Here is a 25,256-nt window from a genome sequence, read left to right as displayed (position 1 = left end):
TCCATGCAAGCTGGCGAGTGGTGGCACAGCATTGATCACGATGAACCCTGCCGCGTTGTCGATACGGAAACGCTGTGGGGTCAGGCGAGCTGTCTGGTGTGGCTGCCGCGCCGGGACACGGCGGTCAGGGTTCTTCAGAAGCGCCTTATCCCGCTGAAAGCGGGCGGGTCCCATCCGCTTGATCGCCTTTCCTATGTCAGCGCCGGTGCGCGCATCGCGGACGCTTTGGAGCGCGACGCGCTGGTCGCGCCGTTGGAAGGTACCGTCATCCCGCTGCCGCACCAGCTACTGGCGCTCCAGCGGGCGATCTCCGGCGACCGCATCCGCTATCTCCTTGCCGACGAAGTCGGTCTCGGCAAAACGATCGAGGCCGGCCTGATCCTGCGCGAACTGAAAATTCGGGGGCTCGTTCGCAGGATTCTCATCGTCGCGCCCGCTGGCTTGGTCTTGCAGTGGCAGTCGGAAATGAAAGGGCATTTTGGGGAGGACTTTCGCCTCATCCTTCCGAGCAGCCTGGCCGCGTTGCGGCAAGCTGGCGCTATCGACGAAAATGAAAACCTCTGGCGCATGCACGACCAGGTGATCTGCCCGCTCGACTCGGTGAAGCCGATGGACGCTCGACGCGGTTGGAGCCAGGAGCAACTCGCCCGCTATAACCGTGAGCGGTTCGAGGATTTGGTTTCGGCTGGTTGGGACCTGATCATCATCGACGAAGCGCATCGGGTTGGCGGTAGCACTGAACAGGTTGCCCGGTTCAAGTTAGGCGACGCGCTGGCGCAGGCGGCGCCATATCTGCTGCTGCTTTCGGCGACACCGCACCAAGGCAAGTCCGATGCGTTCCGCAGGCTCATTCGGTTTCTCGATCCGGATATGCTGCCGGGAGATGACGCGATTTCGCGGGAAGCCGTCGGTCCCTTTGTCATTCGAACTGAAAAACGTCGCGCGATTGACGCCGCGGGCAACCCGCTTTTCAAGCCGCGCTTCACGCAGCTCGTGCCAATCGAGTGGGATGCCACGCACACAGAGCAGCGGGCTCTCTACGAGGCGGTCACCGAGTATGTGCGCGACGGCTACAACCGCGCCATCAAGGAAAAGCAGACGGCCGTCGGCTTCCTGATGATCCTTATGCAGCGCTTGATCACCTCAAGCACGGCGGCGATCCGAACCGCGTTGGAACGACGGCTTACAGTGCTCGAGCTACCCCAGGGGCAGCTTTCATTGTTTCCCGAAGACATGGCCGAGGAGTGGTCGTCTCTCGACGGCCAGCAACAGCTCGACACCATTCTGAAGACGCGCCTGAAGGGCTTGAAGGATGAGCGAAAGGAGGTCGAACTGCTCCTGTCGGCCGCCCGCCGTTGTGAGGCCAGCGGCCCAGACGTGAAGGCGGTGGCACTGCTTGAGCGAATCCAGCAGCAACAGCGTGAGGAAAACGATCCGCTCCTGAAGGTTCTGATTTTTACGGAGTTCGTTCCGACCCAGGCCATGCTCGCCGATTTCCTGGAACGGCGCGGGTTTAACGTCGTCGTGCTCAACGGCGGGATGGGTCTGGAGGAGCGCCGACAGGCGCAAAGGCAGTTTGCCGGCGACGCCCAAATCCTCATCTCAACGGACGCTGGTGGCGAAGGTCTCAACCTTCAATTCTGCCACGTGATCGTGAATTACGATCTGCCGTGGAACCCGATGAAGATCGAGCAGCGGATCGGCCGTGTCGATCGTATCGGTCAGAAGCACATCGTGCGGGCGATGAACTTCGCGCTCGCGGACACGGTGGAGTTACGCGTCCGTGAGGTTCTGGAAGAGAAACTGGCAAGAATCCTAGAGGAATTTGGTGTCGACAAACTCGCCGACGTGCTCGATTCCGAGGATGGCGGTGTGCCTTTCGAGGCTCTGTTTGCCCAAGCCATGATAGCGCCGGAAGATGCCGAACAACGCGCGGCGGGTGTCGCGGACGAGATCAGGCGACGGGCGGAGGAAGCGCGTGCAGGCTCCAGTCTGCTGAATGCGACCGAAAAGCTGGACCCATCGGCCGCGCAGCATATCGCTAATCACCAAATGCCGTATTGGACAGAAAGGCTGACGCTCGGATTCCTCCGCACTCAGGAGCCGACCGTGGCGTCCGCGACCGCCGCCGCTGTCGGCTTTGATCTGCGGTGGCCGAATGGCGACACGAGCCCGTGCGCCGTATTCAATCGGGACGATGCCGATCGGCCAGGCGCGACGCTGATTTCTCTCGAAGATGAGCGGGTTCGCGGCCTGATAAACAGCCTGCCCGTCTTTGCGCCAGGGCAACCGATTCCCTCCGTTGTGATTCCAGATGTCTCCGACAAAACAACTGGCGTCTGGTCGTTGTGGCGGATCAGCCTGCACACAGCCGGCGGGCGGGAGCAGCGTTTCCTCGCGCTGTTCGTGAGCGACGATGGTCGTGTGTTTGGTCCGACTGCGCGAACGGTTTGGGACCGTCTGATCGACCTTCCGGTTGGGCTGAGCCAAGCGGCCGACGATCTATCCGACGCGCCTGCGTTGCGGGCGTACAACGCCAGCCGGAGCGCCGCCGAAACGCAAGGGGCAGCGGTCTTCGAAGAACTTTTGGCGGCTCACCAGCTCAGTATCCTTCGCGAGCGCAAGAAGGGTAGCCACGCGTTTGCGTCGCGTCGACGTGCGATTGAGCGTTTGGGCTTGCCACAGGTCCGGAATTACCGGCTCCGAATTTTGGCTGACGAGGAGCAGGCCTGGACCCGAGAGCTTTCAGTGAGGGAAACCGCTCTACCGGATCTCGCGGCCGTTCTGATGGCCCGCGTGTCACCGATAGGCAAGAGCATATGATCGCTCATGCCGCCGCCAGTACCTGGCGAGATCCCATACTTGCCCAGTTCACGCCCGACATCGCCACGGTCGCACGCCTCACCGTCGTCGCCGACCCGGATGAGCTGCTGACCGAGCAGGGCGTTATTGACGGTATTCGCCAGCGCGGATTCGAGATTGTCCCGTTCGAGGATCACGTCGCGTTCCGCTACGCCTATGAGCGGCGCTTTCGTGAGGTTTGGGACAATGGGAGGGACACCAACCTCGTTGTCGTTTTGCGAGCGACGCGATCGGATGTGAGTGGCCTTCCGTTCGACCTCCTTGAGCAGGCCAAACGCGACCGCCGTCTGCTCTCGTTCAGTCTTGCGGAACTGTTCCCGTCCTTAGCTCCGCATGTGCTGTCAGAGTTGGATCGGGGTGACCTCGATGCAGTTTCCGCGGCCCAGCAACTTTTCAAACCCGAGCCCCTGGGTGAGAACGCCACGCGTGACTTTCTGCTGCGCCACGTATTCCGACTCGATCCTGCGCAGATCCAGGATGACGCGGAGCTCCTTCGTGCGCTCCTGCGACGGCATTATAGCGGGAAGATCATTCCAAAGTCTCTGGACGACCGACTGATCCATTTGTTGCGATCAACGGATCGATGGCTGAAATGGCCGCTCGATCAGATCGTCCCAAATCGAGCAAATTTCCTGGAGTTTTTGCAGGAACGGTGGCCGATATTCGTACGTCAGCGCTTGGCATTGCCGCCAAGCGGACTGCGCGAAGAAGCCGAGCCCTACGGTCTTCAGTTCTCCGGTCCCGTGGATCTACCGTTCGACCACGACGACGTTCGTGTCTATGTCGATAACCTATTTACCGATGGCCTGCTGACGCCAGTTGACGGCATCTCCCGTTCACTCGTCGCAGGGTCATGGATGGCTGTTGGTGTCGCGGGGTCTACAGGCGCGGACCTGACTTCGCGCTTCCGAAAACTCCTGCAGCTTCTGCAGGCTGATAGCCCGTTGCCTAACAGCGATCACCAGGTGTGGATTCAAGCCGCGACACGATGGGCCGAGGTCGTGGCGCTCCGCTGGTCACTGCCCGAGGATTTGCCACCAGAGGACAAATCACGGTTCGAGACGGCACACCGCGAGATCGAGCAGCGCTTCCAGGAATGGATGGTAGCGCACTATGGCGCCCTGCACAGTCTGTCGTATCTACCGCGGCCGGCCATGGTTCATCAGATACCGCGGTACATGGCCCATCGGATGGCGGCGAAGGGGCCGGCGCGGAAGCTTGCCGTGATCGTTATCGACGGCCTCGCCATGGACCAGTGGGCAGTTGTCCGCCAGGAGATGCCGTCACGAAAATGGCTCACGGAGGAATTCGGCCTCTTCGCCTGGGTGCCGACGCTGACCTCTGTATCTCGTCAATCAATCTTCGCGGGTGATCCGCCCTTCTTTTTCGGCCAAAGCCTGGATACGACGCGCAAGGAAGAGCAGCATTGGACGCGGTTCTGGGACGATCGCGGCGTTCGCAAGGGCGACGCCGTCTATGCCTGCCAGGGTACCCTTGAAGACGACGATGCGTTCATAAAAAGGGTAATTGAAAAGATCGATCAGCCCAGATGCAGAGTCGCCGGCATCGTCGTCGGGACCATTGATCAGATGCTCCACGGCATCGTCAATGGAACCGATGGGATGCACGCGGGGGTCCGACATTGGGCGAAGCGAGGATCCCTCTGGCGGCTCCTGGACGCGATGCTCGAACGTGGCTTTGAGTTGATCCTGACCGCTGATCACGGAAACGTCGAGGGCGTAGGTATCGGTAAACCAAATGTGGGTGCGACCGCCGATGAACGTGGCGAACGCGTGCATGTTTTCTCGGACGCGCTGTTGCGGTCGAATGTCGGTGAGAAATATCCGGGCTCACTGGAATGGCCATGCATCGGATTGCCTGAGGACTACCTTGCTCTAGTTGCTCCAGCGCTCCGTGCTTTCATCGGCGAGGGAAAGCGAACAGTGGCGCATGGCGGGATATGTATTGAGGAGGTGATTGTTCCGTTTATCACCATCGCAAAGGCGGAATGAGCATGCCCGAAAGACGAAGAATCGGGTTTGACCGAACGATTGCTGCTGAGTGGCTGGACGCCGCTGTCGCCCGAGTGCTGACTGGAGAGTCGCCAGATGCCACGAGGAAATTTCTCTGGGAATTTCTGGAAGGTGTTGAATCGGGCACGACCAACAATAGCAGTCGCGGAAAGACTCTCACTGTTTTGACCCGGATCTGGGTGTCCGTGCCAATACCGTCTGAACCCCTAAAGCGTGCCGCGTTGCAATGCGTGACCAGTGCGTCTGGCGAAAAGCGGATCGGGATCCATTGGGCGATGGTTGCTGGCACTCATCCCTTCTTTTTCGATGTAGCGACCCAGGTCGGGAAACTGATCAAACTACATGGCCAAGCTAATCGATCGCAAATCAAACGACGCATGACTGAGACCTGGGGAGATCGCTCTACGCTTGAGCGCACCATTCAGCATGTACTCCGGTCTTTGACTCACTGGGGGCTGCTTCGGGCCGGCGAAGAGCATGGGGCCATCGTTGGCCCGGCCTACCGAATTAGTCTGGGAGATGACATCGGCCAGTTGCTTCTACACGCCGTCTTGCTGGCGCACGGGAAGGGTTTGCCGTTCTCTCATCTCATCGACCACCCAGCCTTGTTCCCGTTCGCCATCCAAGTCACAGCGCGAGATTTGATGCGCAACCCGATCTTTCGGGTGCAACGCCAGGGTGATCAATCAGACTTTGTCGAATTGGCATAGGATTCAGGTATCGGTTAATATTACTCAGCAGTCGGTAATATAGGCGACAGTTGGTGCTTTGAAGAATGATTGCACGAGACGTGGTTTGCGCTTGATGGCGGCGAGTTGGGCTTCGATTTTGTCCTGAAGCTTTTCGCCTTGGCGTAGCGGAGTCCGGGCGACGCCCGTCCGCTTCATGTGGCTCCAGACCAGTTCATCTGGGTTCAGGTCAGGGGCGTAGCCTGGCAGAAAATGCAACGTCAGCATTCCATTGGTCGACGCCACGTAGGCTTTCACCAGCGCTGTTTTGTGGGCAGGCAGCCCGTCGAGGACCAGGTGCACCGGCCTCGTGCGGTGCCGCATCATCCGGCGTAGCAGCGCTACGAACAACTCAGCATTCAGGCCGCCTTCATAAGTGCAATACCAGAACCCGCCGCGGGCTGTCACCGCCGAGGCGGCGCTGATCGATTGCCGTTGGCCCGGACGCTCGACGATCGGCGTCTGTCCCTTCACGCCCCAGGTCTTGCCATGCACGGCGTCGGCCCGAAAGCCGGACTCGTCCCAGAAAAAGACCTCGCCGCCACAGGACTTGGCCTGCCTGGCGATTTCAGGAAACCGCTCACGTCGCCATGTGTTGATTTCCGCTGAGATCTGACCCGGGAAGGCCGGATTTTTCCACTGAGATTTGACCCATGTTTGACTGTTTCCCCGTCTGGAAGAGGCGGGGGCGAACGGAGTGTTGGACATGGCGTTTTTGAGCATTATCCGCCGGTGGCATAAGCGTGAGCATGTGCCGATCCGAGAGATTTCCCGGCGCACAGGCGTGTCGCGGAACACGATCCGCAAATATCTTCGGTCTGATGTGATTGAGCCGAAGTTTCAGGTTCCGGACCGGCCGAGCAAGCTTGATCCTTATGCCGAGAAGCTTTTGGCGTGGCTGCGCCGTGAAGCTGGCCGGCCGCGCAAGCAGCGGCGGACGGTCAAGCAGCTATACGGTGATCTCGTCAGCCTGGGCTATGACGGTTCCTACAATCGTGTGGCGGCCTTTGCCCGGGCTTGGAAGGGGGAGTGCCAACGGCTGCAGCAGACCGCCGGCCGGGGAACCTTCGTGCCCTTGGCCTTTGCGCCTGGCGAGGCGTTCCAGTTTGACTGGAGCGAAGATTTTGCGATCATCGGTGGCGTCCGCGTCAAGTTGCAGGTGGCGCACACCAAACTGTCGCATAGCCGGGCGTTCATTGTTCGGGCCTATCTGCTGCAGACACATGAGATGTTGTTCGACGCGCATAACCACGCCTTCCAAGCTCTCGGCGGCGTACCGCGGCGCGGGATTTACGACAACATGCGCACCGCCGTTGACAAGGTCGGCCGTGGCAAGGAGCGCAGCGTCAACGCCCGCTTCCTGGCGATGACCAGCCATTATCTCTTCGAGGCCGAGTTCTGTAATCGGGCCGCCGGTTGGGAGAAGGGGCAGGTTGAGAAGAACGTCCAGGATGCACGCCACCGCCTGTGGCAGTCCATGCCTCCGTTCGAAAGCTTGGACGCCCTGAACGACTGGCTGGAGCGGCGCTGCCGGGAGCTGTGGGAGCAGACCGCGCATGGCAACGAGCCGGGAACCATTGCCGATGTCTGGGCCAGCGAGGTTGAGAGCCTCATGCCTGTGGGCCGTCCGTTCGATGGGTTCGTGGAACACACCAAGCGGGTCTCCTCGACCTGCCTGATCCACTTGGAGCGTAACCGCTACAGCGTGCCGGCCTCTTTTGCCAACCGGCCGGTCAGCCTGCGGGTCTATCCCGACAGGCTGGTGGTGGCGGCGGAGGGGCAAATCATCTGCGAGCATCCGCGCATCATCGACCGGACGCACAACGGCCCAGGGCGCACTGTGTATGACTGGCGGCATTATCTGGCGGTGATCCAGCGCAAGCCGGGCGCCTTGCGCAACGGTGCGCCGTTCCTGGAATTGCCCGATGCTGTTGATTTCCGCTGAGATCTGACCCGGGAATTCCATCGAGATTTGACCCGCCCATAGTTTATGATTTGAGTTTCATGATGGGGTCAAGGCTGGATTTTTCTCCTTTCGTTTTTGGGATTTCTGCACGGAGCTATTTTTGAACCTGAAGCTGTCATTTCCGGTCTCGAGGATATGGCAGTGGTGGGTGAGGCGATCGAGGAGCGCGGTGGTCATCTTGGCGTCGCCGAAGACGGCGGACCATTCGCTGAAGCTCAGGTTGGTGGTGATGACGACGCTGGTGCGCTCGTAGAGCTTGCTGAGCAGATGGAACAGCAAAGCTCCGCCTGAGGCGCTGAAGGGCAGATAGCCAAGCTCATCGAGGATGACGAGGTCGGCATGGATCAGACGGCCGGCGATTTGCCCAGCCTTTCCCTGAGCTTTTTCCTGCTCCAGAGCATTGACCAGCTCGACGGTGGAGAAGAAGCGGACGCGCTTTTTGTGATGCTCGACGGCCTGCACGCCGAGCGCGGTGGCGATGTGGGTTTTGCCCGTGCCCGGGCCGCCGACGAGCACGACATTGTCGGCGGGTTCGATGAAGTCGCAACGATGCAACTGGCGGACCAGGGCCTCATTGACCTCGCTGCTGGCGAAGTCGAAGCCGGCCAGGTCGCGATAGGCCGGGAAGCGGGCGGCCTTGAACTGATAGGCCATGGAGCGGACCTCGCGCTCAGCGGTCTCGGCCTTGAGCAACTGGGAGAGTACCGGGATGGCGGCTTCGAAGGCCGGGGCACCCTGCTGGGCCAGTTCATCGACGGCCTGTGCCATGCCGTGCATTTTGAGGCTGCGCAGCATGATGACGAGCGCGCCGGTGGCGGGATCATGACGCATGGCGGGCCTCCTCAGATTGGCGCAAGCTATCGTAGCGCTCGACGTCAGCCTTGGGTTCATTGGCCAATGTCAGTGCCTGTGGCGCGGTGATGACCGGAGGCGGAGCCTGTTTGCCGTCGATCAGCCGGTGGAGCCGGTTGATGATATGCGTCTTGGACGGCACGCCGTCCTCCAGCGCCAGTTCCACCGCCACCAACACCGCCTGCTCGTCATGGTGCAGCACCAGGGCCAGGATCTCCACCATCTCCCGGTCACCGCCAGGACGGCGCAGGAGATGTTGCTGCAGCCGCTTGAAGGCATCGGGCAATTCCAGGAACGGCGCACCGTTGCGCAAGGCGCCCGGCTTGCGCTGGATCACCGCCAGATAATGCCGCCAGTCATACACAGTGCGCCCTGGGCCGTTGTGCGTCCGGTCGATGATGCGCGGATGCTCGCAGATGATTTGCCCCTCCGCCGCCACCACCAGCCTGTCGGGATAGACCCGCAGGCTGACCGGCCGGTTGGCAAAAGAGGCCGGCACGCTGTAGCGGTTACGCTCCAAGTGGATCAGGCAGGTCGAGGAGACCCGCTTGGTGTGTTCCACGAACCCATCGAACGGACGGCCCACAGGCATGAGGCTCTCAACCTCGCTGGCCCAGACATCGGCAATGGTTCCCGGCTCGTTGCCATGCGCGGTCTGCTCCCACAGCTCCCGGCAGCGCCGCTCCAGCCAGTCGTTCAGGGCGTCCAAGCTTTCGAACGGAGGCATGGACTGCCACAGGCGGTGGCGTGCATCCTGGACGTTCTTCTCAACCTGCCCCTTCTCCCAACCGGCGGCCCGATTACAGAACTCGGCCTCGAAGAGATAATGGCTGGTCATCGCCAGGAAGCGGGCGTTGACGCTGCGCTCCTTGCCACGGCCGACCTTGTCAACGGCGGTGCGCATGTTGTCGTAAATCCCGCGCCGCGGTACGCCGCCGAGAGCTTGGAAGGCGTGGTTATGCGCGTCGAACAACATCTCATGTGTCTGCAGCAGATAGGCCCGAACAATGAACGCCCGGCTATGCGACAGTTTGGTGTGCGCCACCTGCAACTTGACGCGGACGCCACCGATGATCGCAAAATCTTCGCTCCAGTCAAACTGGAACGCCTCGCCAGGCGCAAAGGCCAAGGGCACGAAGGTTCCCCGGCCGGCGGTCTGCTGCAGCCGTTGGCACTCCCCCTTCCAAGCCCGGGCAAAGGCCGCCACACGATTGTAGGAACCGTCATAGCCCAGGCTGACGAGATCACCGTATAGCTGCTTGACCGTCCGCCGCTGCTTGCGCGGCCGGCCAGCTTCACGGCGCAGCCACGCCAAAAGCTTCTCGGCATAAGGATCAAGCTTGCTCGGCCGGTCCGGAACCTGAAACTTCGGCTCAATCACATCAGACCGAAGATATTTGCGGATCGTGTTCCGCGACACGCCTGTGCGCCGGGAAATCTCTCGGATCGGCACATGCTCACGCTTATGCCACCGGCGGATAATGCTCAAAAACGCCATGTCCAACACTCCGTTCGCCCCCGCCTCTTCCAGACGGGGAAACAGTCAAACATGGGTCAAATCTCAGTGGAAAAATCCGGCCTTCCCGGGTCAGATCTCAGCGGAAATCAACAGCCGGCCGTCTGATCCATGCCGACCTCGTCATCCTCGATGAGCTTGGCTATCTGCCCTTCAGCGCCTCAGGCGGAGCTTTGCTGTTCCATCTGCTCAGCAAGCTCTACGAGCGCACCAGCGTCGTCATCACCACCAACCTGAGCTTCAGCGAATGGTCCGCCGTCTTCGGCGACGCCAAGATGACCACCGCGCTCCTCGATCGCCTCACCCACCACTGCCATATGCGGATTCCGGAGAATTCGCCCATGGATTCCGATTTTAATTCGCCCACGATTCCGACGTTTATTCGCCCGGGGATTCCGAGATTTATTCGCCCGGGTAGCGGTCTCTGTGGCTGTTGATTTCGTTGCTCTCCTGTTCTCGTTGGGTCAAGCGGTTTTTGGGGTTTGCTTGCGGATCTTGCGCAGGCTTTCGCCGGTGAGTTCGATGCGGTGGGCATTGTGGAGCAGACGGTCGAGAATGGCGTCGGCGTAGGTCGGATCGCCGATCAGCTCATGCCAATGCGCCGGGGGGATCTGGCTGGTGATGATGGTGGCGCGGCGGCCGTAGCGATCCTCGACGATCTCGAGCAGGTCGTGACGGGCGCCGGCGTCGAGTGGAGCAAGGCCGAAGTCGTCGAGGATCAGTAGATTGACGGCACCGAGGGTGCGGATCATCCGGCCGTGACGCCCTTCGGCGCGGGCGACCGCGAGTTCTGCGAAGAGTTTGGGGGCGCGCTGATAGAGCACGGTCCTGTCATCGCGACATGCCTTGTGACCGAGGGCACAGGCCAGCCACGATTTTCCGACCCCTGTCGGCCCGCTCAGGACGAGATTGTCGTGCGCGTCGATCCACTCACCCTGGATCAGCTTCTGGAACAGAGCCCGATCGAGGCCGCGGGCACTCCGGTAATCGACATCCTCGATTGCAGCGTCATGGCGCAGCCTGGCATGGCGCAGCCTTGTGCTCAACCGCTTGTCACGTCGGACGGTGATCTCGCGGTCGAGCAGAAGACCGAGCCATTCGGCGTGACTGAGGCTGGGGGTTTCGGGATTGGCGTGCAGCTCGGTGAACGCGCGGGCCATGCCTGCAAGACCGAGCTGGTGGATCTGATCGAGGGTCGGATGGTTCAGCATGAGGCTTCTCCTTGTCATCAGTGGAAATATCCGCCGCCCCGGATGTTGGGGTGGCGGATCGGGGTGGGATCGGGACTGGCGGTGCCGGCGGCTCGCTCCAGCCGGTTATCGAGGATGGATTTGACCGAGCCGTAGGTCAGGGTGCCGATGGTGAGCGCGCGCTCGGCCGCGGCATCGAGCCGGTCGGCGCCAACACTGCGGGCCAGGCGAAGGATGCCGATGCAGGCGCGGAACCCCTGCTCCGGATGAGGCCGGCGTTCGAGGATCAGGGTGCAGAGTGTCGCGACCGAGGGACCAAGCCGTGCGGCTTCCTGATGGATCCGTGCGATGGTCCAGTCGCCATAACGCCGGTGGCTCGAGGGCATGTGCTCGGCGATCGTCGTGTGTTTGCCGTTACCCGGCCTGCGTGCGTGCACGGCGATCCGTTCGCCACGGAGAAAGATCTCGACCGTGCGCACGGTGAACCGGGCCTCGACCTCGGCGCGGGCGTGCCGGTAGGGGACGGAGTAAAAATGCTTCTCGATCTCGACGTGATAATCGATGCCGACCCGCCGGCGCCGCCATTGCGCCAGCACATAGGGTTCGGCCGGCAGTTCCTTCAGCGCGGGACGATCGAGTGTTTCCAGCAGATGCCGTCTTGTCGCCCCCAGGCGACGGACGACCCGCTCCTCGTTCAGCCAGCGGCAGAATTCAGCGATCGCGGCATTCAGTTCGGCGAGGCCGTAAAATGCCCGGTTGCGCAGCTTGCCCAGCAGCCACCGCTCCGCCAGCAAAACCGCCACCTCGACCTTCGCCTTGTCACGCGGCCGCCGCGGCCGCGCCGGGAGAATGGCCGTGCCGTAATGGCGCGCCATATCGGTGTAGGTCCGGTTGACCTGTGGATCGTAGAGGCAGGCGCGGATGATCGCGACCCTGGCGTTGTCGGGCACCAGCAGCGCCGGCACGCCGCCAATTGCTGCCAGAGTGCGATTATGCGCCTCGATCCAGTCCGGCAGGGTCTGGGTCCAGGTCGCCTCAGCATAGGTGAAGCTCGATGCGCCGAGAACGGCGACGAAGATCTGGGCCGCACGCGTCTCGCCGGTGAGCCGGTCGATCACCACCGGCACCGTGTCGCCGGCATAATCGACGAACAGCTTCTCGCCCGATGCGTGGGTCTGGCGCATCGTCACCGGTAGCCGGGCTTCCCAGCTCCGGTAGAGCTCGCAGAACCGGCTGTAGCGATACCCATCCGGGTGCTCGGCAATATACTCGTCCCACAGGATCGACAGCGTCACGTGCTTGCGCTGCAACTCGCGGCGGATACGCCCCCAGTCCGGCTCATCCACACGTCGATGCCCCGGCCGCTTGCCCACCGCGCCGTCGAACAAGCGCCTTTCCAATGCCGCTTCGGACAGCGCCAGAGCCCCTGGCCCATCGAGCCCGGCCGCCTCCAGTCGCCGCAGCGTCAAGCGCACCGTCGATGCCGCAACCCCGACCCGGATCCCCACCTGGCGGGTCGAAAGCCCCGCCATCCTCAATCTGACAATCTCGCGCACATCGCGCATCGCAATCCGCTCCACTGGCATTCATCCGCTCCCTCGATCAGCCAAAGGGAGGGAACCTGAACCAGCCAGCAGAGACCTCAAGCCAACCCGGCCAACCCCGCCCGCCTGGGCGAATAAAAGTCGGAACAGGTGGGCGAATTAATCTCGGAATAGGTGGGCGAATAATTCCCGGAATCCCGGGCGAGTTAATCTCGGAATCCCGGGCGAATTGAGCCCGGAATCAGCACCTCGATCGCCTCACCCACCACTGCCATATCCTCGAGACCGGAAATGACAGCTTCAGGTTCAAAAATAGCTCCGTGCAGAAATCCCAAAAACGAAAGGAGAAAAATCCAGCCTTGACCCCATCATGAAACTCAAATCATAAACTATGGGCGGGTCAAATCTCGATGGAATTCCCGGGTCAGATCTCAGCGGAAATCAACAGGCAAGGGCATGAACGGTTCGATCAAGGCCCATTCGGCGTCGGTGAGGTCGCTTGCGTAGCGCAATCCGGCGCGGCAATATCGTTACCGGGCGATTTCAGTCCAGGCCATCGTGTCTCCGTTCGTCTTCGCAAACGAACTGAATCACAACCCGCTGAAATCGCTCAACTATCTTTTGCGGTCAGGCTCTTAGGTTCTGGACTCAACTGATCCATGAGGTGACGGCGAGGACGAGGCAGATACCTGCGAGGCGACACCATCACCCCCACCGAAGCCAAAAACCACTTCAGCGCCGCTGGATATGATCCAGCCTGATCGGAAAATGCTCTAGCTTGTCGTTATTGGTCTGCTGATAAGATTACGCGCCCGATGGAACGTCCGGGCAGTTCCGTGGTGTCAGCCGGCTGACACCACATCACGCCCGACGCGATTCTCATAATTCAGGATCTCGTGATGGCGAGATCCTTTTCCCCAAGCTGAGACCTCGTGAATACGCTTGTAATGCTGTTGCAGGATATAGCGGCAACGCCTGTAGAAGGGCATCCGAGTCAGAAACTGCTCCAGGTCGGGATACCGCGAAACGGCCTCCACATAAGGGAGGTATTCCGTCCCACCCCAGGGCAGGAACGCGCCATGCCAGGGTTTCGGGCTGCCCATATAATGAACAACGCGTGGATCGATCGCCTGCTCAAGCCTCGCATTGCGCAGGAAAATCGGGAAATTCCAGCTCAGCGACATCGGTATGCGTCGATCCATGGCAACAAGGTTGAGGGCATCCTGGTCCGGGTATCTCGTCTTGCCTTTCAGGTTCTGAAACAGTTTCCATGACTCCCAACCGATCCGGTCCCACCCGTCTCGGTTGATCCGCAACACCCCGCTGTTGAAATAGTTGCGCTGCCGGTTGTTCTCCAAACCGATGGAGGCGAAGTAGCTTACCAGGCTCCGATCGTGGCCTCTTCCCCCATCGAGGGAAAACGTCATTGGATCATTGGCGGCGCAAAATTGTCCTGAAGGAACCTCGGTGCGCACGAGCGGTTCCAACGACCCCATGATCTGCGTGTCGCCATCGATATAGAGCAGATGTCCGTAGTGCGCCGGCGCGATACGATCCAGAAACAGGCGGGCCAGCATGGCACCGACACGCTCGATCGCTGTTTCCGGAACGGAAAAGAAGAGAATTCCCTCAGATTCGCAAGCGCGGCGAAATACCCGGTCACACTCGGCGACGCCTTTCACACTGAAAATGGCGACATCCGCAAGATCTGCCGGCGTATGCCGCCGTGCCTGCATGGCGCTCACGAAGCTTGGAAACAGGTAACCAGGATCGGTTGTATACGAAATACAGCAATCTGCCGTCATGACCACACTCTCTGGCCACGAGGATCATGTCCGCAGACATCCGGACCCGGTGCCGGAGAGGCCAGGCAACCAGCGGTTTCGCGGATATTGGAATGCCTCGCCATCAGTCACACCGGCTGCTGATTTGAAACGCTCCGGCGACGCCGGCCAACAACATCACTGAGGAGGCGCAGCGCCGACTGCTCGATGCCACAAGGGCGTCCGAGAAGATGCCAGATAACCATGAGGCTGCCCGCATAAACCGCCACTCCACACATGACCAGCAACGCAAGACGGGTGAGTTGTCCCGTCAGGTTGGCTGGCAGATGCAGCAGCGAATCAAGAGCCAGAACCGCGGCCAGCATCAGCAGACTGGCGGCAATGCTGCGCAGGCTGACCAGGATCTGTTTGCGGATGGAAATGCCGGCAAGTTGGCGGATGCTGGCCATGCAGAAGATTGCCGTGACGGTTTCCGAGATCAGCCGGGCGGCGATCACCCCGGCGAAACCCCAATAAAGTGCACCGCCAACCAGAAGAGGCAGTTTGACAAGGACCTGAACGGTGTTCCGGGATGCGATTTCACGCGTGCGGCCGAGCGACATGCCGAGAGGCGAGAGCAGCATGCCGAACATATAGGGGATCAGGCTGATAGAGAGCCAGCGCGTCATCAAAATGGCACTAACCCATTTCGGCCCCAGAAGTACCTGAACCAATGGCCCGGCTACCGCGGCCTGGCCAACCAGAAGCGGCAGCCCGACCGCAATCACCGCACTCGCCGCAAGCTGATAACTCTCACGCAACCGCGCCAGATCGTCGCGAACAACGGTGAAAGCCGACAGCAATGGTCGGATGATCGGCGAAAACAGAGCGGCCATCGGGATGATGCTGAGATTATTCGCCGTGCTAAACAGACCAAGACGCGCTGCCGGCATGATTTTGCCGAGTAGAAGCTGTTCTGACTGTATATTGATCGACATCAGTATCTGCGAAACGCTGACCCAGCCCAGAAAGCCGCTGAACAAGCGCCAGTCGCGCAGCGAAAGCCGCGGCCGGTATGGGAGAACGACGTAGCCGAGCAGGGTATTCACCACTGGTCCCGCAATCGTGCAGAGGCCGATCGACCAGAACGAATGGGTTGTGAAGGCGAGGATCGCGGCGGTTGCGAAGGCGGCGGCTTTCCCGGCCAGTTCGAACCAGAACTCGTAAACGAAATTCAGCACCTTGGCATATTCGGCAAGCTGCGGTGTCTGCATGCCACGGGCAGCGGGGGCAAGGCTGAGGGCCTGGATCAGCGGTATCAGTTCAGGGTGCCCGTACCAATGCGCGAACGGGATCGCGATACCGCTCACCAGGAGACACAGTGACGCTCCGCGGATCAGGCTGAGGGTGAATGCCGTATGAAGATGATGCGGCATGATGTCTGGCAACTGGACCAACGCCTGGCTCAGCGGCATTTCCAGGGCGGCTTCCAGAATGGTCACCAAGGTCATGGCAATCGCCACCAGGCCGAAATCGGCCGGCGAAAGCAGGCGGGCCAGGATCAACATGGTGAACAGGTCGATCACCCGGCTGACCAACCGGCCAAACACCATGAGCGACCCGCTCAGCACTGTCTTGTGACCTAGCATGTGAGCAGAGGATCGTCCGCAGTCCCGGCGGAGGCATCGCTGGCGAGCGCCCGCACAAGGCGCGCTGGAATTCCGGCATACAAGCCATTCGGCTCGGTCGACCTGGTAACCAGCGACCCGGCCGCGATGACGCACCCCTCGGCAATCGTTACCCCGGGCAAAATCGTGACACCGCTACCGATCCAGCAGCCGCGACCGATGACCACCGGACCGCCCACCGCTTCCACGACACAGCGCTGCGTTGGCGGTCCGATCTCATGCGAACCGGTAATGATTCGGACAAACTGGCCGATCCGCACATTGGGCCCGATTTCCAGCGGCATGAAGCCGTCATAGAAAAACCCCACATTGATAAAGACTTCAGAGCCGATCTTCACAGTCCGGGAGCGGAAGCTGGCCCGCGCCCAGATGCAGGAAGACCGGTCGACATCGTAGCCAAGCCTGCGCATCAGCGGCATCCGTATCGATACCGGCAGGAACTCGCTGGCGAGCGCGGCATCGACGATCCGATGGATGTAATTTCCCATTTCCTGGCCCCCTCTCCTCCCAGAGCCCGCCTTAAATCCTGAACCAGCCCGTGAATTTCGGCTTGCGCCGCGTTCCCCCGAGGAAATAGGCATCCTCGCCGCCATACGTCATGGCATCTGTGCCGTTGATGATGAGCCCGTGCGGCTTGTCCAATGTCTCGATCAGTTCGTTGTGCAGATCGAACGCCCGACGCATCGTGTTGGACACGCCCACAACAGACAGGATCAGGTCGGAAACGCTGCCGAGCACCAAGCCATCGGAGACGATCGGCAGAGGGGGACTGTCGAGGATGATGTAGTCGAATTCCTCGCCCAGGGTTCTGACGATCCCGCGCAAAGCAACCTCATCAAGGCGGGCGCCGCGTTCAGCCGCAGCACTGCCCGAGGGCAGAACCCAGAAATTTCCGTTCGGCCATCGCTGCAACTTGGGCCGCGAGCCAGTCCGCAGCCAGTCGGTCAGCCCGGGCAAGCCTTCGAAATCGACCAGCAGGTTGAGCCGGCTCAGATAAAAATCGCAATCGAGCAGCACCACTCGTTTGCCGTCTTCCGCCAAGGTCCGGCACAGGTTGGCCGCGATCGTTGTCTTGCCGTCCTGCTTGCTCGCGGAAATCAACAAAATCGCCGAAGCGCGCGCTTCATCGGTATTTCGGTAAATATTACGCTTTATAAGCTGGAATGCCTCGGAAAACGGGTTGAAACTGTCGGGGCCGAATGTGTTGGCGCCGATGAGTCGTTGCCCTTGCTGAGGCACGGCACCGTAGACCGGCAATCGCACGGCGCGGCGGATCTGCTCTTCACTCTCATATCGGCCGGAGAAGGCCCGCCGGCCGAACACCAGCGCCATGCCCGCAAAGAAACCAACCATCGCTCCGGCGATGACCGTGATGACCGCGCGCGGAGAAGTGGCCCGCAACGGCAGACGCGACGAGGTGACGACGCGCGTGTCGATGATGGTCGCCGCCTTCGATATCTGCGCCTGTTCGGCCTTCTGGGTCAGCACTTCATAAAGCTGAGCCAGTTGCTTGGATTTCCGGGTCAACGCCCTGACCTTGAGCGACTCGGCAGGCTGGTCCCTGAGTTTCGACTTGTCGCTCGAGATCAGCCTGTCGATACTTGCCAGACTCTGGGATGCGGATTGCAGGTCGTTGTCGATGAGCTCGCGGATCGAGGCGCGAAGCTGATCGACCTGCGCCTGCTGGATCTGCACGTTCTGGGCACGATCGGTGAACTCGGCGTGCAGCTGGCTCAACTTCACCTCGGCCTCGGAGAGCGAGGTGGTCAGCGAAGTGAGCACAGGGTCGCTGGTTTCGCTGATGAGATAAGGGTTCACGCGCGACCTGCGGCCCATCATCGCGCGGTGCAACTGCCGCAGGGCCTGAAGTTGCAGCAACTGCTGACCGCGGCGCTGCTCCAGCTGGCTCATCTGCTCAACCGCAGCCTGTGCGGCCTGCTGTGGATCGATGATGCCGGTCTTGGCCTGATAGGCGGATAATTGCTGGTCGGCGCGCGCCAGCCTGCGCGCAACATTCACAAGCTGGCCGGTGACAAAAGATTCCGTCACCGCGGCGGCCTCCGCCTTCCATTGGAGCTGGGTCGCGATGTAATCGCGCATCAGGTGGTTGACGAAAATCTGCGCGAGAAAGGGATTCGACCAGCGCAACGAGATCCTGGCCAACTTGGTCGGCCTTGTTGGCGACCCTCCGGCGGTCACGCGCAGCGGGCCACCGGCAAGGCCATTGGCCAGCGCATCGGGCGCAACGACGCTCAGGTCGAAAATCCGGCCAGGCGCGATATTTGTGCGTACAGCGCTGTGCGCCGCAGACTCTGCCGGGGTTGCGGTGGACCTGTCAGCCTCTCCGGCGCGGACGAAACGCACCAGCAGGGCGCCCGCCGCGGTGTGCGCCACTGTGCCGATCGTGCCTCTGAGAACAGGCTTCTCACGACCGAAAATGCCTCCGGCCTTGTACAGCTTGTAGGTATTTCCGGCACCGGTAACGAGGCGAAATTTCCCGACCAGCGTCGCGTCCACCACCCTCAACGCCTCCGCTGCCGGCAGGAAAGCCTTGGTCGAACCCCCGTCGAGCCATTTCCACCGCCAATATCTGAGGGTCGGAGCGCCAGCAGGATGGATCGTCGCGTTCAGACCGGTTTCCAGCACGGCGCGCTGGATCAGGGTGCCGGTTGTCAGCAGCTCGATCTGTGTTTCCACGTCGCTCTGCTGGGCATAGGCAGAAAGATTGACCGTATTGCTGGACCCGCCGCCGCCGCCCGCGCCCTGCTGTGTTTCACCGAGATAAAGCGCGCCGGATGCCGTAAATTGCGGCACCGCCAGCAGAACATGCAGCAGGGCCGCCGCCGCCGCGATGCAGGTGAACAGCAGAATCGTCCAGGCTTGCTGGCGCAGCGTGCGCAGAAACAGTCCGAAATCGACGATGTCATGCGGCTCATGCGGCGCATGGAAACCGATTGCCGGAAGTTGTGTCGCCACTTTTTGCTTCATTGTCACTTGGAGAGATATTTGATGGAGACAAACGGGTTGAGCACGCCGGAAATCGTATTCAGCGATGGGAGCAACTTGTTCAGAACATCGTTCCATGTCGCGATGCCTGTCGGCGGCACGAAAACGATATCGCCCGGCTGCAAGGCAAAGGGCATTGCATGTCCGTCCATGATCTTTCGGGCGTTCACGACGATGAAGTCGGCCGAAGCGCCATGGGAACGGATGATCCGTATCTGCGAGAGCTGGGCATCGGTGTAGTTGGACAGGGTCATCCCGGCCTCGCTCATGGCTTGCAGCAGAGACAGCGAACCGCCCTGAAAGCCAATGGCACCCGGCTTGCCCACGGCGCCGAACACGAAGGCTTTTTCTTCAGATGCCGGCGGAATCACGATCGTGGCGCCCGGCGGCAATACGATGTTCTGCGACAGATTGCCGTCGAGCAGGAGTTCGCGAAGATCGACCGGTTCTTTTCGCGCCCCGACCGCAACATAGGCCTGATAGAGGTCGGCATTGGCAACATTGAGGCTGCCGCCCAGGGACAGAGCCTCCAGAAGCGTCAGCTCACGCCCCGGATATTTTATGCCCGGGCTCGAAAAATCGCCGAGCAGATAATACCGCAGACTATGCGGCGTCACCAGTTGCACCGAGATATTCGCATTGTTGACATAGGCGGAATACGCCGCCTGAAGCTTGGCCTGGGCCTGGCTGACCGTCAGTCCGGCCAGCTTGACGGTGCCGATCAACGGCAGCCCCACGGTGCCATCACTGGTGATCAGGGCCCCGGCGGGCCCCGATGTCACGCCATATTGGGGCGTGGACAGCTCGGGATGCAGATAGACCGAAACCGCGATGACGTCATTGGGCCCCAACCGGTATGGGGTCAGCGGCAACCTCGCATCCGGCGGCAGGCTTTGCCGCTTCATGGACACGACCGGCGAGGGCATCGTGGCGGCAACGGCGCCGGCCGGCACAATGTGCGACATCGGCGGCTTTGCGGCACAGCCCGCAAGTCCACCCATGCCCAGCAGCACGGCCATGACCATTGGCAGCGAGGTCGCCCGGTTCGATCCTGGCATGGACTTGCCGCGAAAGATCGTCTTATTTTTTATACGACCCAATGATGCTGAAAGGTGCAACCCTGAAATTTGCGCCGTCACGCCTTGCCCCCAGAATTCTGAAAACCGTCTGACCCCGAACGAACGGGAAGGATGGAAAAAAATTTAACCGCTCGTAACATGTTGACGTTTTACCGTCAAAAATTAGATAATTAAAGATAAATCCGCATAAATATGTCCATTAAGATTTGATGATGTAAATATCTTGTAAATTCGCGTGATTTGCATTATCGCGACGGCGTCTGAGTAGGGACGATGACACAGGCTGCCGCCCGCCAATTCTGGGAGAGATTGAATCGATGATCACCGCGATCGGCGCCGTGCTGTTGCCGTTCTGCCTGTGGTTCTGGCGTCGTCCAGCAAATATTCTTGTTCTTGTCATTGTTTTTTCAGTATTTTCTGCCAGTGCGATCATTGTCATCGGCGGTCTGGGGGTCACACCTGCCTTGCTGCCAACAGCAATGTTTGTATCATTATTTGCAATTAATCTCTTTAATAACGTCCATTATCCTGCTGAGCGGCAAACATTCACAATTCTGTTACCTTTTATCCTCGTCACGATCGGCGCGGTCGCGAGTTCAGTCATCATGCCGCGTCTGTTCATGGGGCAGGTCATGGTGTGGCCGCAGAAAATCAGCGCGTTTTTCGTTCGATCGCCGTTGGCGCCAAATGCAGGCAACTTCACCCAGGATATGTATCTCATCGCCAACGCGCTGCTCGCCGTCACAGCCGCCGCCTATCTGACCCGTCCCGGCAGGATATTACCGCGGCTGCTCGATGCCTATTTCGCGAGTGGCCTGCTGGTGATCCTGATCGCTCTGTGGCAGTTCGCCAGCACGATTCTGCATATCCCCTTTCCGGCAAGCTTTTTCCTCTCAAATCCCGGATGGTCGCAACTTGACAACCAGACGATCGGCACCCTGACCCGTCTCAATGGGCCTTTCAGCGAGCCATCGTCGCTGTCCGCCTATATGTGCGCATCGCTGAGCGCGGCCGGATGGTCAGTACTGAATGGCGACCGCCGTTGGCTGCCGCGCGCAACGTTTGTGGGCGGCATTGTCGTTGTGCTGCTCAGCACGGCAACCACCGGCTATGTCACAATGGCGGCGATGGCCACTCTGCTGCTGGCCCGCATTGCGATACGGGCAACGCCGCAAATGCGGCGGCGTGTCGCACTCACCCTTGCAGGCCTTGGACTGGCAGGCGGAATTTCAGCCGTGGCGCTCCCGCTCGCAACGCCCGAGGCCGGGCGGGAAGCGACGATCATCCTGAATTCGGTGCTGGACAAGACGCAATCCGCATCCTACCGGGCCAGATCGGAAGCCGACTACGACAGCGTGCAGGAGATGATAAAAACCTACGGGCTGGGCGTCGGCTGGGGCAGCAATCGTTCGTCGAGCCTGCTGCCCGGCCTGCTGGCGGCAGTCGGCATCTGGGGGTGGCTGGCCTGATCTGGTTCGGATGCGCCCTCGCAATGCGGGCGCGACAGGCCATGCGCATCACCCGCGCCCCCGATCTGCGCTACGTCATCCGCGGCACATCCGCTTCACTTCTCTCGTCGTTGATCTCCGCGCTGCTATCCGGCCCGACCATCTCCTCGCCAGATTTTTACCTGTTGCTCGCCATGCTGGTCGCGGCGACCGCCCGCGCGCAGTTCGAGGCCAAGGCGGTCTGGCAGCCGGCGCCCATCAATCACCCCCTCTCCGAACCGGTGCCGGTATGACCCCTGCCCTGCTGATCAACGGCCGGTTCGTTACCCAGTCGCTCTCTGGCGTTCAAAGATTTGCAATCGAAACCACTCGAGCCCTGATGGCACGGAACGCCCGCGTCGCGTTGCTGACGCCGCCGGGCGGCAGCCTCGCCTGGCCCGGCGCCAGCGAGATCGGAAAACGCCAGGGGCAGATCTGGGAACAGCTCGAACTGCCCCTGCATGCGCAGGACCGGCTACTGATCAACCTTGGCAATACCGGGCCGCTTCTGGCGGGGCGGCAGATCGTGGTGATCCACGATGCCGGGGTGTTCAGCACGCCCGACGCCTATTCACGGACGTTCCGGCTCTGGTACAAATTCGTCCAGAAAGCGCTGATCCGCCGGCAGGCGACGATCGTGACAGTCTCCTCGTTTTCACGCAGCGAGATCGCGCGCCATCTCTCCCTGCCCGAACCCCTGATCCGCGTCATGCCCGAAGGCGCCGACCATATGCGGCGTATTGCCAGCGAGCCGGGCGTTCTTGGGGCGAACGGGCTGTTGCCCGGAAGGTTTGTACTGGGTGTCGGCACTTTGTCTGCACACAAGAATCTCGCGGCGCTGGGCAAGCTTGCCGGGCAATTGCACGCGCGCGGCACGCCGCTGGTGATCGCCGGCGGCATGGGGGGAGCCGCCTTCAACACGGCCGATGAGAGCAGACTGCCGCAGCCCGCCCGCTATATCGGCCGCGTGAGCGATGCTGAACTGAAAGCGCTCTACGAAGCGGCAGGATGTTTTGTCTTTCCGTCCCGATATGAGGGATTTGGACTACCCCCCGTCGAGGCCCTCGCCTGCGGCTGCCCGGTCGCCTGCGCGGATATCCCCGCCTTGCGGGAATCCTGCGCCGAGGCCGCGCTCTATTTCGATCCGAATGATCCGGCGCAGATCGCCGAGAGCGTCTCGTCCATCCTGGATACGCCGTCGCAACAGGATCGCCTTCGCGCCGCCGGCAGGGCGCGGGCCGCCCAACTCACCTGGGCCAGTGCCGCGGCAATCCTCGAATCCATCGCCATGGAGGTTCTGGAACGCCGATGAAGATCGCGATCGTTCATGAGTGGCTTGAACACTACGCAGGCTCCGAGCGCGTGCTTGAGGAATTGCTGAACTGCTATCCGCAGGCCGATATATTTGCGGTCGTCGATTTCCTTGCGGACGACGACCGCAATTTCCTGGGCGGGCGCCCGGTTACGACGAGCTTCATCCAGAAACTGCCCCTGGCCCGGAAACATTTCCGCAATTACCTGCAATTGATGCCACTTGCGATCGAACAGTTCGATCTGACCGGCTATGACCTGGTGATATCGAGTAACCACGCTGTGGCGAAAGGGGCGCTGACCGGTCCGAAACAGGTTCATGTCTGTTACATGCATTCGCCCATACGCTATGCGTGGGATCTGCAATCCCAATATCTGCGTGAGAGCGGGCTGACGCGGGGCGTCAAGAGCCTTTACATACGCTGGCTTCTGCACAGGATCAGACTCTGGGATGCGATGGCCGCCAACGGCGTCGATCATTTTCTGGCCAATTCGAGCTATATCGCCCGGCGCATACAGAAGACGTATCGCCGGGACGCCGAAGTTGTTCCGCCACCAGTTGCCGTCGAACGCTTTGTTCCGGGGCATGGAGCACGGAGCGGCTATCTGGTGGCCTCCCGCTTCGTGCCCTACAAACGGATCGAACTGATCGCCGAGGCGTTCCGCGAATTGCCCGAATGCCCTCTCACCATCGTCGGCACGGGAACCAATGAACCGCAGGTGCGCAGAGCCGCAGCCGGGGCACCGAACATAACCTTGCGGCCCCCGGTTCCGCATGCCGAGCTGGTGTCGCTGATGCAGTCGGCCAAGGCGATGGTGTTTGCCGCGGAAGAGGATTTCGGCATCACGATGGTGGAAGCCCAGGCCTGCGGCACACCGGTGATCGCCTTCGCCGAGGGAGGGGCAAGAGACATTTTTCCCGCCCACTCCGTGGCGCCGACAGGCGTTCTGTTCGAGACCCAGACCAAGGATGCCATCGTCTCCGCCGTGCGCAGCTTTGAAGCCCGGAGCGCCACGATGGTGCCCGCGCTCTGCCGTGAGAACGCGCTGCGCTTTTCCGCCTCCCTGTTCCGCACCCGTATCCATGCCGCCGTGGAAACCGCCATGGCGCAGTTCCGGCCTCGCGGCACCGTCTCGGCACGCGCCGTTCACGAAAACGGATAAGCCCCCATGCGCATCATGCACTTGCTCAATCACTGCGGAAAGGCGAACGGGCACGTCAATGTCTCGGTTGATCTCGCGATCACGCAGCGTTCGATGGGGTATGACGTCGGCTATACCTGCGCCTCCGGCGACTTCATCCCGCTTCTGGAATCGGCCGGCGTCAAGGTTTACCGCGTGGAGCAGCCGCATCGCGGGATCGGCAAGTTTTTCCGCGCCAATGTGCAACTGAACCGGGCAATACGCGACTTCGCGCCGGATGTCCTGCATGTGCACATGGCCGCTCAGAGCGTTCTTGTTCAACCGTACCGGCTTCTCGGCTACAAGGTCGTGACAACATTGCATAATGAATTCGATCGCTCGGCGTGGTTGATGGGGCGCGCATCGAGGGTCGTTACGGTCGGCCAGACCGGATTTGAAATCATGCGGAAATCCCGTGTTCCGACCCGCAAGCTGCGGCAGGTACAGAACGGGTCCGTCGGCTCGCCGCGGCTGCCCGCGGCGTTCACCCCGGCCGATCTCGCCCATCCCGCCATCCTCACCGTATGCGGCATGCATCCGCGGAAGGGCGTTGGTGACCTGCTCAACGCCTTTGCCCTGTTACGGAGCACCAATCCGGATGCCCATCTGTATCTTGCGGGCGAAGGGCCGACGCTTCAGGACTACAAGGCTCAGGCCGAAAAGCTCGGAATTGCCGAACATACCCATTTCCTTGGTTTCTGTAACGACCCGCGCCGTTATCTTTTCGCGGCCGACATCTTCGTGCTTGCCTCGCACGCTGACCCCGGACCGCTCGTGATCGCCGAGGCCCGGCATGCCGGGATTGCCATCGTCGCCAGCGATGTTGATGGTATTCCCGCGATGCTCGATCACGGCAATGCCGGACTCCTTATCCCGCCAAAGCAACCAGAGCTCCTGGCGTCGACGCTGCGCGATCTGCTCGACGATCCGCCGAAGCTCGCGGAATATCGCGCGCGGTCGAAACGCGGCGCGGAACGGTTCACGATCGAACGCGTCTGTCTCGATATGGAAAAAATCTATCGGGAATTGATCTGAGCAATGCAACAGGC

The 25,256-nt window shown here is 60.9% G+C and carries 17 protein-coding genes and 5 pseudogenes; 11 read left to right on the top strand and 11 right to left on the bottom strand.

Annotated elements, in window-relative coordinates; all coding sequences use genetic code 11:
* The first annotated feature begins 3 nt into the window (after positions 1-3).
* Genes ACIDOCELLA78_RS98280 through ACIDOCELLA78_RS98270 form a run of 3 tightly spaced genes read left to right on the top strand, consistent with a single transcriptional unit; the run spans position 4 to position 5,605 of the window.
* Entirely contained in the window at positions 4-2,823 is a 2,820-nt protein-coding gene (locus tag ACIDOCELLA78_RS98280; protein ID WP_201727592.1) for a DEAD/DEAH box helicase, read from the top strand.
* Positions 2,820-4,874 (top strand): BREX-3 system phosphatase PglZ, encoded by a 2,055-nt coding sequence (gene pglZ, locus ACIDOCELLA78_RS98275; RefSeq protein ID WP_201727591.1) that lies wholly within the window; start codon positions 2,820-2,822, stop codon positions 4,872-4,874. The genes ACIDOCELLA78_RS98280 and pglZ overlap by 4 nt, the downstream gene beginning before the upstream one ends.
* Positions 4,871-5,605: a hypothetical protein gene (locus ACIDOCELLA78_RS98270; RefSeq protein ID WP_214006266.1), complete on the top strand. Its 735-nt coding sequence runs from the start codon at positions 4,871-4,873 to the stop codon at positions 5,603-5,605. Before pglZ ends, ACIDOCELLA78_RS98270 begins: the two co-directional genes overlap by 4 nt.
* Before the next feature lie 24 nt (positions 5,606-5,629).
* Here the strand turns inward: ACIDOCELLA78_RS98270 and ACIDOCELLA78_RS98265 are convergent.
* A pseudogene (locus ACIDOCELLA78_RS98265) lies at positions 5,630-6,229 on the bottom strand (IS630 family transposase); the annotation flags it as partial.
* Positions 6,230-6,329: 100 nt separating this feature from the next.
* Here ACIDOCELLA78_RS98265 and istA (ACIDOCELLA78_RS98260) point away from each other — a divergent pair.
* Positions 6,330-7,553 (top strand): annotated as a pseudogene (gene istA / locus ACIDOCELLA78_RS98260) (IS21 family transposase); the annotation flags it as partial.
* A 72-nt stretch (positions 7,554-7,625) separates the two neighbouring features.
* On the opposite strand, the gene istB (ACIDOCELLA78_RS98255) reads toward istA (ACIDOCELLA78_RS98260), so the two are convergent.
* Together istB (ACIDOCELLA78_RS98255) and istA (ACIDOCELLA78_RS98250) are read right to left on the bottom strand one after the other, a co-directional pair.
* A complete protein-coding gene (istB, locus tag ACIDOCELLA78_RS98255; protein WP_013641220.1) occupies positions 7,626-8,420 on the bottom strand; it encodes an IS21-like element helper ATPase IstB in 795 nt (264 codons plus the stop codon).
* Positions 8,410-9,939, bottom strand: coding sequence for an IS21 family transposase (gene istA, locus ACIDOCELLA78_RS98250; protein WP_201727588.1), 1,530 nt, complete (start codon positions 9,937-9,939; stop codon positions 8,410-8,412). The genes istB (ACIDOCELLA78_RS98255) and istA (ACIDOCELLA78_RS98250) overlap by 11 nt, the downstream gene beginning before the upstream one ends.
* Positions 9,940-10,052: 113 nt before the next feature.
* Between istA (ACIDOCELLA78_RS98250) and ACIDOCELLA78_RS98245 the strand changes: the two are divergent.
* Positions 10,053-10,277, top strand: a pseudogene (locus tag ACIDOCELLA78_RS98245) (ATP-binding protein); the annotation flags it as partial.
* A gap of 144 nt (positions 10,278-10,421) precedes the next feature.
* Here ACIDOCELLA78_RS98245 and istB (ACIDOCELLA78_RS98240) read toward each other — a convergent pair.
* Together istB (ACIDOCELLA78_RS98240) and istA (ACIDOCELLA78_RS98235) are read right to left on the bottom strand one after the other, a co-directional pair.
* On the bottom strand, positions 10,422-11,168 hold the full coding sequence (gene istB / locus ACIDOCELLA78_RS98240) for an IS21-like element helper ATPase IstB (RefSeq protein ID WP_201727488.1): 747 nt from the start codon (positions 11,166-11,168) through the stop codon (positions 10,422-10,424).
* A gap of 17 nt (positions 11,169-11,185) precedes the next feature.
* The gene (gene istA / locus ACIDOCELLA78_RS98235) at positions 11,186-12,712 is read right to left on the bottom strand and encodes an IS21 family transposase (RefSeq protein WP_201727680.1); all 1,527 of its coding nucleotides are present in this window, start codon (positions 12,710-12,712) and stop codon (positions 11,186-11,188) included.
* Between the two features lie 227 nt (positions 12,713-12,939).
* Between istA (ACIDOCELLA78_RS98235) and ACIDOCELLA78_RS98230 the strand changes: the two are divergent.
* A pseudogene (locus ACIDOCELLA78_RS98230) lies at positions 12,940-13,065 on the top strand (ATP-binding protein); the annotation flags it as partial.
* Between the two features lie 72 nt (positions 13,066-13,137).
* Here the strand turns inward: ACIDOCELLA78_RS98230 and ACIDOCELLA78_RS98225 are convergent.
* From ACIDOCELLA78_RS98225 to ACIDOCELLA78_RS98200, 6 genes and pseudogenes are all read right to left on the bottom strand, one after another.
* Positions 13,138-13,248, bottom strand: a pseudogene (locus tag ACIDOCELLA78_RS98225) (transposase); the annotation flags it as partial.
* Positions 13,249-13,533: 285 nt separating this feature from the next.
* Positions 13,534-14,496, bottom strand: coding sequence for a glycosyltransferase (locus ACIDOCELLA78_RS98220; protein WP_201727587.1), 963 nt, complete (start codon positions 14,494-14,496; stop codon positions 13,534-13,536).
* 107 nt (positions 14,497-14,603) lie between these two features.
* Positions 14,604-16,067 (bottom strand): oligosaccharide flippase family protein, encoded by a 1,464-nt coding sequence (locus ACIDOCELLA78_RS98215; protein ID WP_201727586.1) that lies wholly within the window; start codon positions 16,065-16,067, stop codon positions 14,604-14,606.
* Between the two features lie 29 nt (positions 16,068-16,096).
* Positions 16,097-16,630 carry a DapH/DapD/GlmU-related protein gene (locus tag ACIDOCELLA78_RS98210; protein ID WP_201727585.1) on the bottom strand — a complete coding sequence of 178 codons (534 nt, stop codon included), beginning with the start codon at positions 16,628-16,630 and terminating at the stop codon, positions 16,097-16,099.
* 31 nt (positions 16,631-16,661) lie between these two features.
* Positions 16,662-19,130: a polysaccharide biosynthesis tyrosine autokinase gene (locus ACIDOCELLA78_RS98205; RefSeq protein WP_214006263.1), complete on the bottom strand. Its 2,469-nt coding sequence runs from the start codon at positions 19,128-19,130 to the stop codon at positions 16,662-16,664.
* Positions 19,131-19,132: 2 nt separating this feature from the next.
* The gene (locus tag ACIDOCELLA78_RS98200) at positions 19,133-20,287 is read right to left on the bottom strand and encodes a polysaccharide biosynthesis/export family protein (RefSeq protein WP_201727583.1); all 1,155 of its coding nucleotides are present in this window, start codon (positions 20,285-20,287) and stop codon (positions 19,133-19,135) included.
* A 257-nt stretch (positions 20,288-20,544) separates the two neighbouring features.
* On the opposite strand from ACIDOCELLA78_RS98200, the gene ACIDOCELLA78_RS98195 reads away from it, so the two are divergent.
* The 5 genes from ACIDOCELLA78_RS98195 (at position 20,545) to ACIDOCELLA78_RS98175 (ending at position 25,242) form a co-directional block, all read left to right on the top strand.
* The gene (locus tag ACIDOCELLA78_RS98195) at positions 20,545-21,696 is read left to right on the top strand and encodes a hypothetical protein (protein WP_201727582.1); all 1,152 of its coding nucleotides are present in this window, start codon (positions 20,545-20,547) and stop codon (positions 21,694-21,696) included.
* Positions 21,697-21,737: 41 nt separating this feature from the next.
* Positions 21,738-21,968 (top strand): hypothetical protein, encoded by a 231-nt coding sequence (locus ACIDOCELLA78_RS98190; protein ID WP_201727581.1) that lies wholly within the window; start codon positions 21,738-21,740, stop codon positions 21,966-21,968.
* An 86-nt stretch (positions 21,969-22,054) separates the two neighbouring features.
* Positions 22,055-23,026 carry a glycosyltransferase family 1 protein gene (locus tag ACIDOCELLA78_RS98185; protein WP_249674932.1) on the top strand — a complete coding sequence of 324 codons (972 nt, stop codon included), beginning with the start codon at positions 22,055-22,057 and terminating at the stop codon, positions 23,024-23,026.
* Positions 23,023-24,189 carry a glycosyltransferase gene (locus ACIDOCELLA78_RS98180; protein ID WP_201727579.1) on the top strand — a complete coding sequence of 389 codons (1,167 nt, stop codon included), beginning with the start codon at positions 23,023-23,025 and terminating at the stop codon, positions 24,187-24,189. The genes ACIDOCELLA78_RS98185 and ACIDOCELLA78_RS98180 overlap by 4 nt, the downstream gene beginning before the upstream one ends.
* Before the next feature lie 6 nt (positions 24,190-24,195).
* On the top strand, positions 24,196-25,242 hold the full coding sequence (locus ACIDOCELLA78_RS98175; RefSeq protein ID WP_201727578.1) for a glycosyltransferase family 4 protein: 1,047 nt from the start codon (positions 24,196-24,198) through the stop codon (positions 25,240-25,242).
* Positions 25,243-25,256: the final 14 nt, after the last annotated feature.

Source organism: Acidocella sp. C78, assembly GCF_907164655.1.
This window is presented reverse-complemented; position numbering and strand designations above follow the sequence as displayed.

Coding starts and splice junctions, on each gene's coding strand:
- ACIDOCELLA78_RS98280 (WP_201727592.1), top strand. CDS start 4: ATGCAAGCTGGCGAGTGGTGGCACAGCATTGATCACGATGAACCCTGC.
- pglZ (WP_201727591.1), top strand. CDS start 2,820: ATGATCGCTCATGCCGCCGCCAGTACCTGGCGAGATCCCATACTTGCC.
- ACIDOCELLA78_RS98270 (WP_214006266.1), top strand. CDS start 4,871: ATGAGCATGCCCGAAAGACGAAGAATCGGGTTTGACCGAACGATTGCT.
- istB (WP_013641220.1), bottom strand. CDS start 8,420: ATGCGTCATGATCCCGCCACCGGCGCGCTCGTCATCATGCTGCGCAGC.
- istA (WP_201727588.1), bottom strand. CDS start 9,939: ATGGCGTTTTTGAGCATTATCCGCCGGTGGCATAAGCGTGAGCATGTG.
- istB (WP_201727488.1), bottom strand. CDS start 11,168: ATGCTGAACCATCCGACCCTCGATCAGATCCACCAGCTCGGTCTTGCA.
- istA (WP_201727680.1), bottom strand. CDS start 12,712: ATGCGCGATGTGCGCGAGATTGTCAGATTGAGGATGGCGGGGCTTTCG.
- ACIDOCELLA78_RS98220 (WP_201727587.1), bottom strand. CDS start 14,496: ATGACGGCAGATTGCTGTATTTCGTATACAACCGATCCTGGTTACCTG.
- ACIDOCELLA78_RS98215 (WP_201727586.1), bottom strand. CDS start 16,067: ATGGTGTTTGGCCGGTTGGTCAGCCGGGTGATCGACCTGTTCACCATG.
- ACIDOCELLA78_RS98210 (WP_201727585.1), bottom strand. CDS start 16,630: ATGGGAAATTACATCCATCGGATCGTCGATGCCGCGCTCGCCAGCGAG.
- ACIDOCELLA78_RS98205 (WP_214006263.1), bottom strand. CDS start 19,130: ATGAAGCAAAAAGTGGCGACACAACTTCCGGCAATCGGTTTCCATGCG.
- ACIDOCELLA78_RS98195 (WP_201727582.1), top strand. CDS start 20,545: ATGATCACCGCGATCGGCGCCGTGCTGTTGCCGTTCTGCCTGTGGTTC.
- ACIDOCELLA78_RS98190 (WP_201727581.1), top strand. CDS start 21,738: ATGCGCATCACCCGCGCCCCCGATCTGCGCTACGTCATCCGCGGCACA.
- ACIDOCELLA78_RS98185 (WP_249674932.1), top strand. CDS start 22,055: ATGGCACGGAACGCCCGCGTCGCGTTGCTGACGCCGCCGGGCGGCAGC.
- ACIDOCELLA78_RS98180 (WP_201727579.1), top strand. CDS start 23,023: ATGAAGATCGCGATCGTTCATGAGTGGCTTGAACACTACGCAGGCTCC.
- ACIDOCELLA78_RS98175 (WP_201727578.1), top strand. CDS start 24,196: ATGCGCATCATGCACTTGCTCAATCACTGCGGAAAGGCGAACGGGCAC.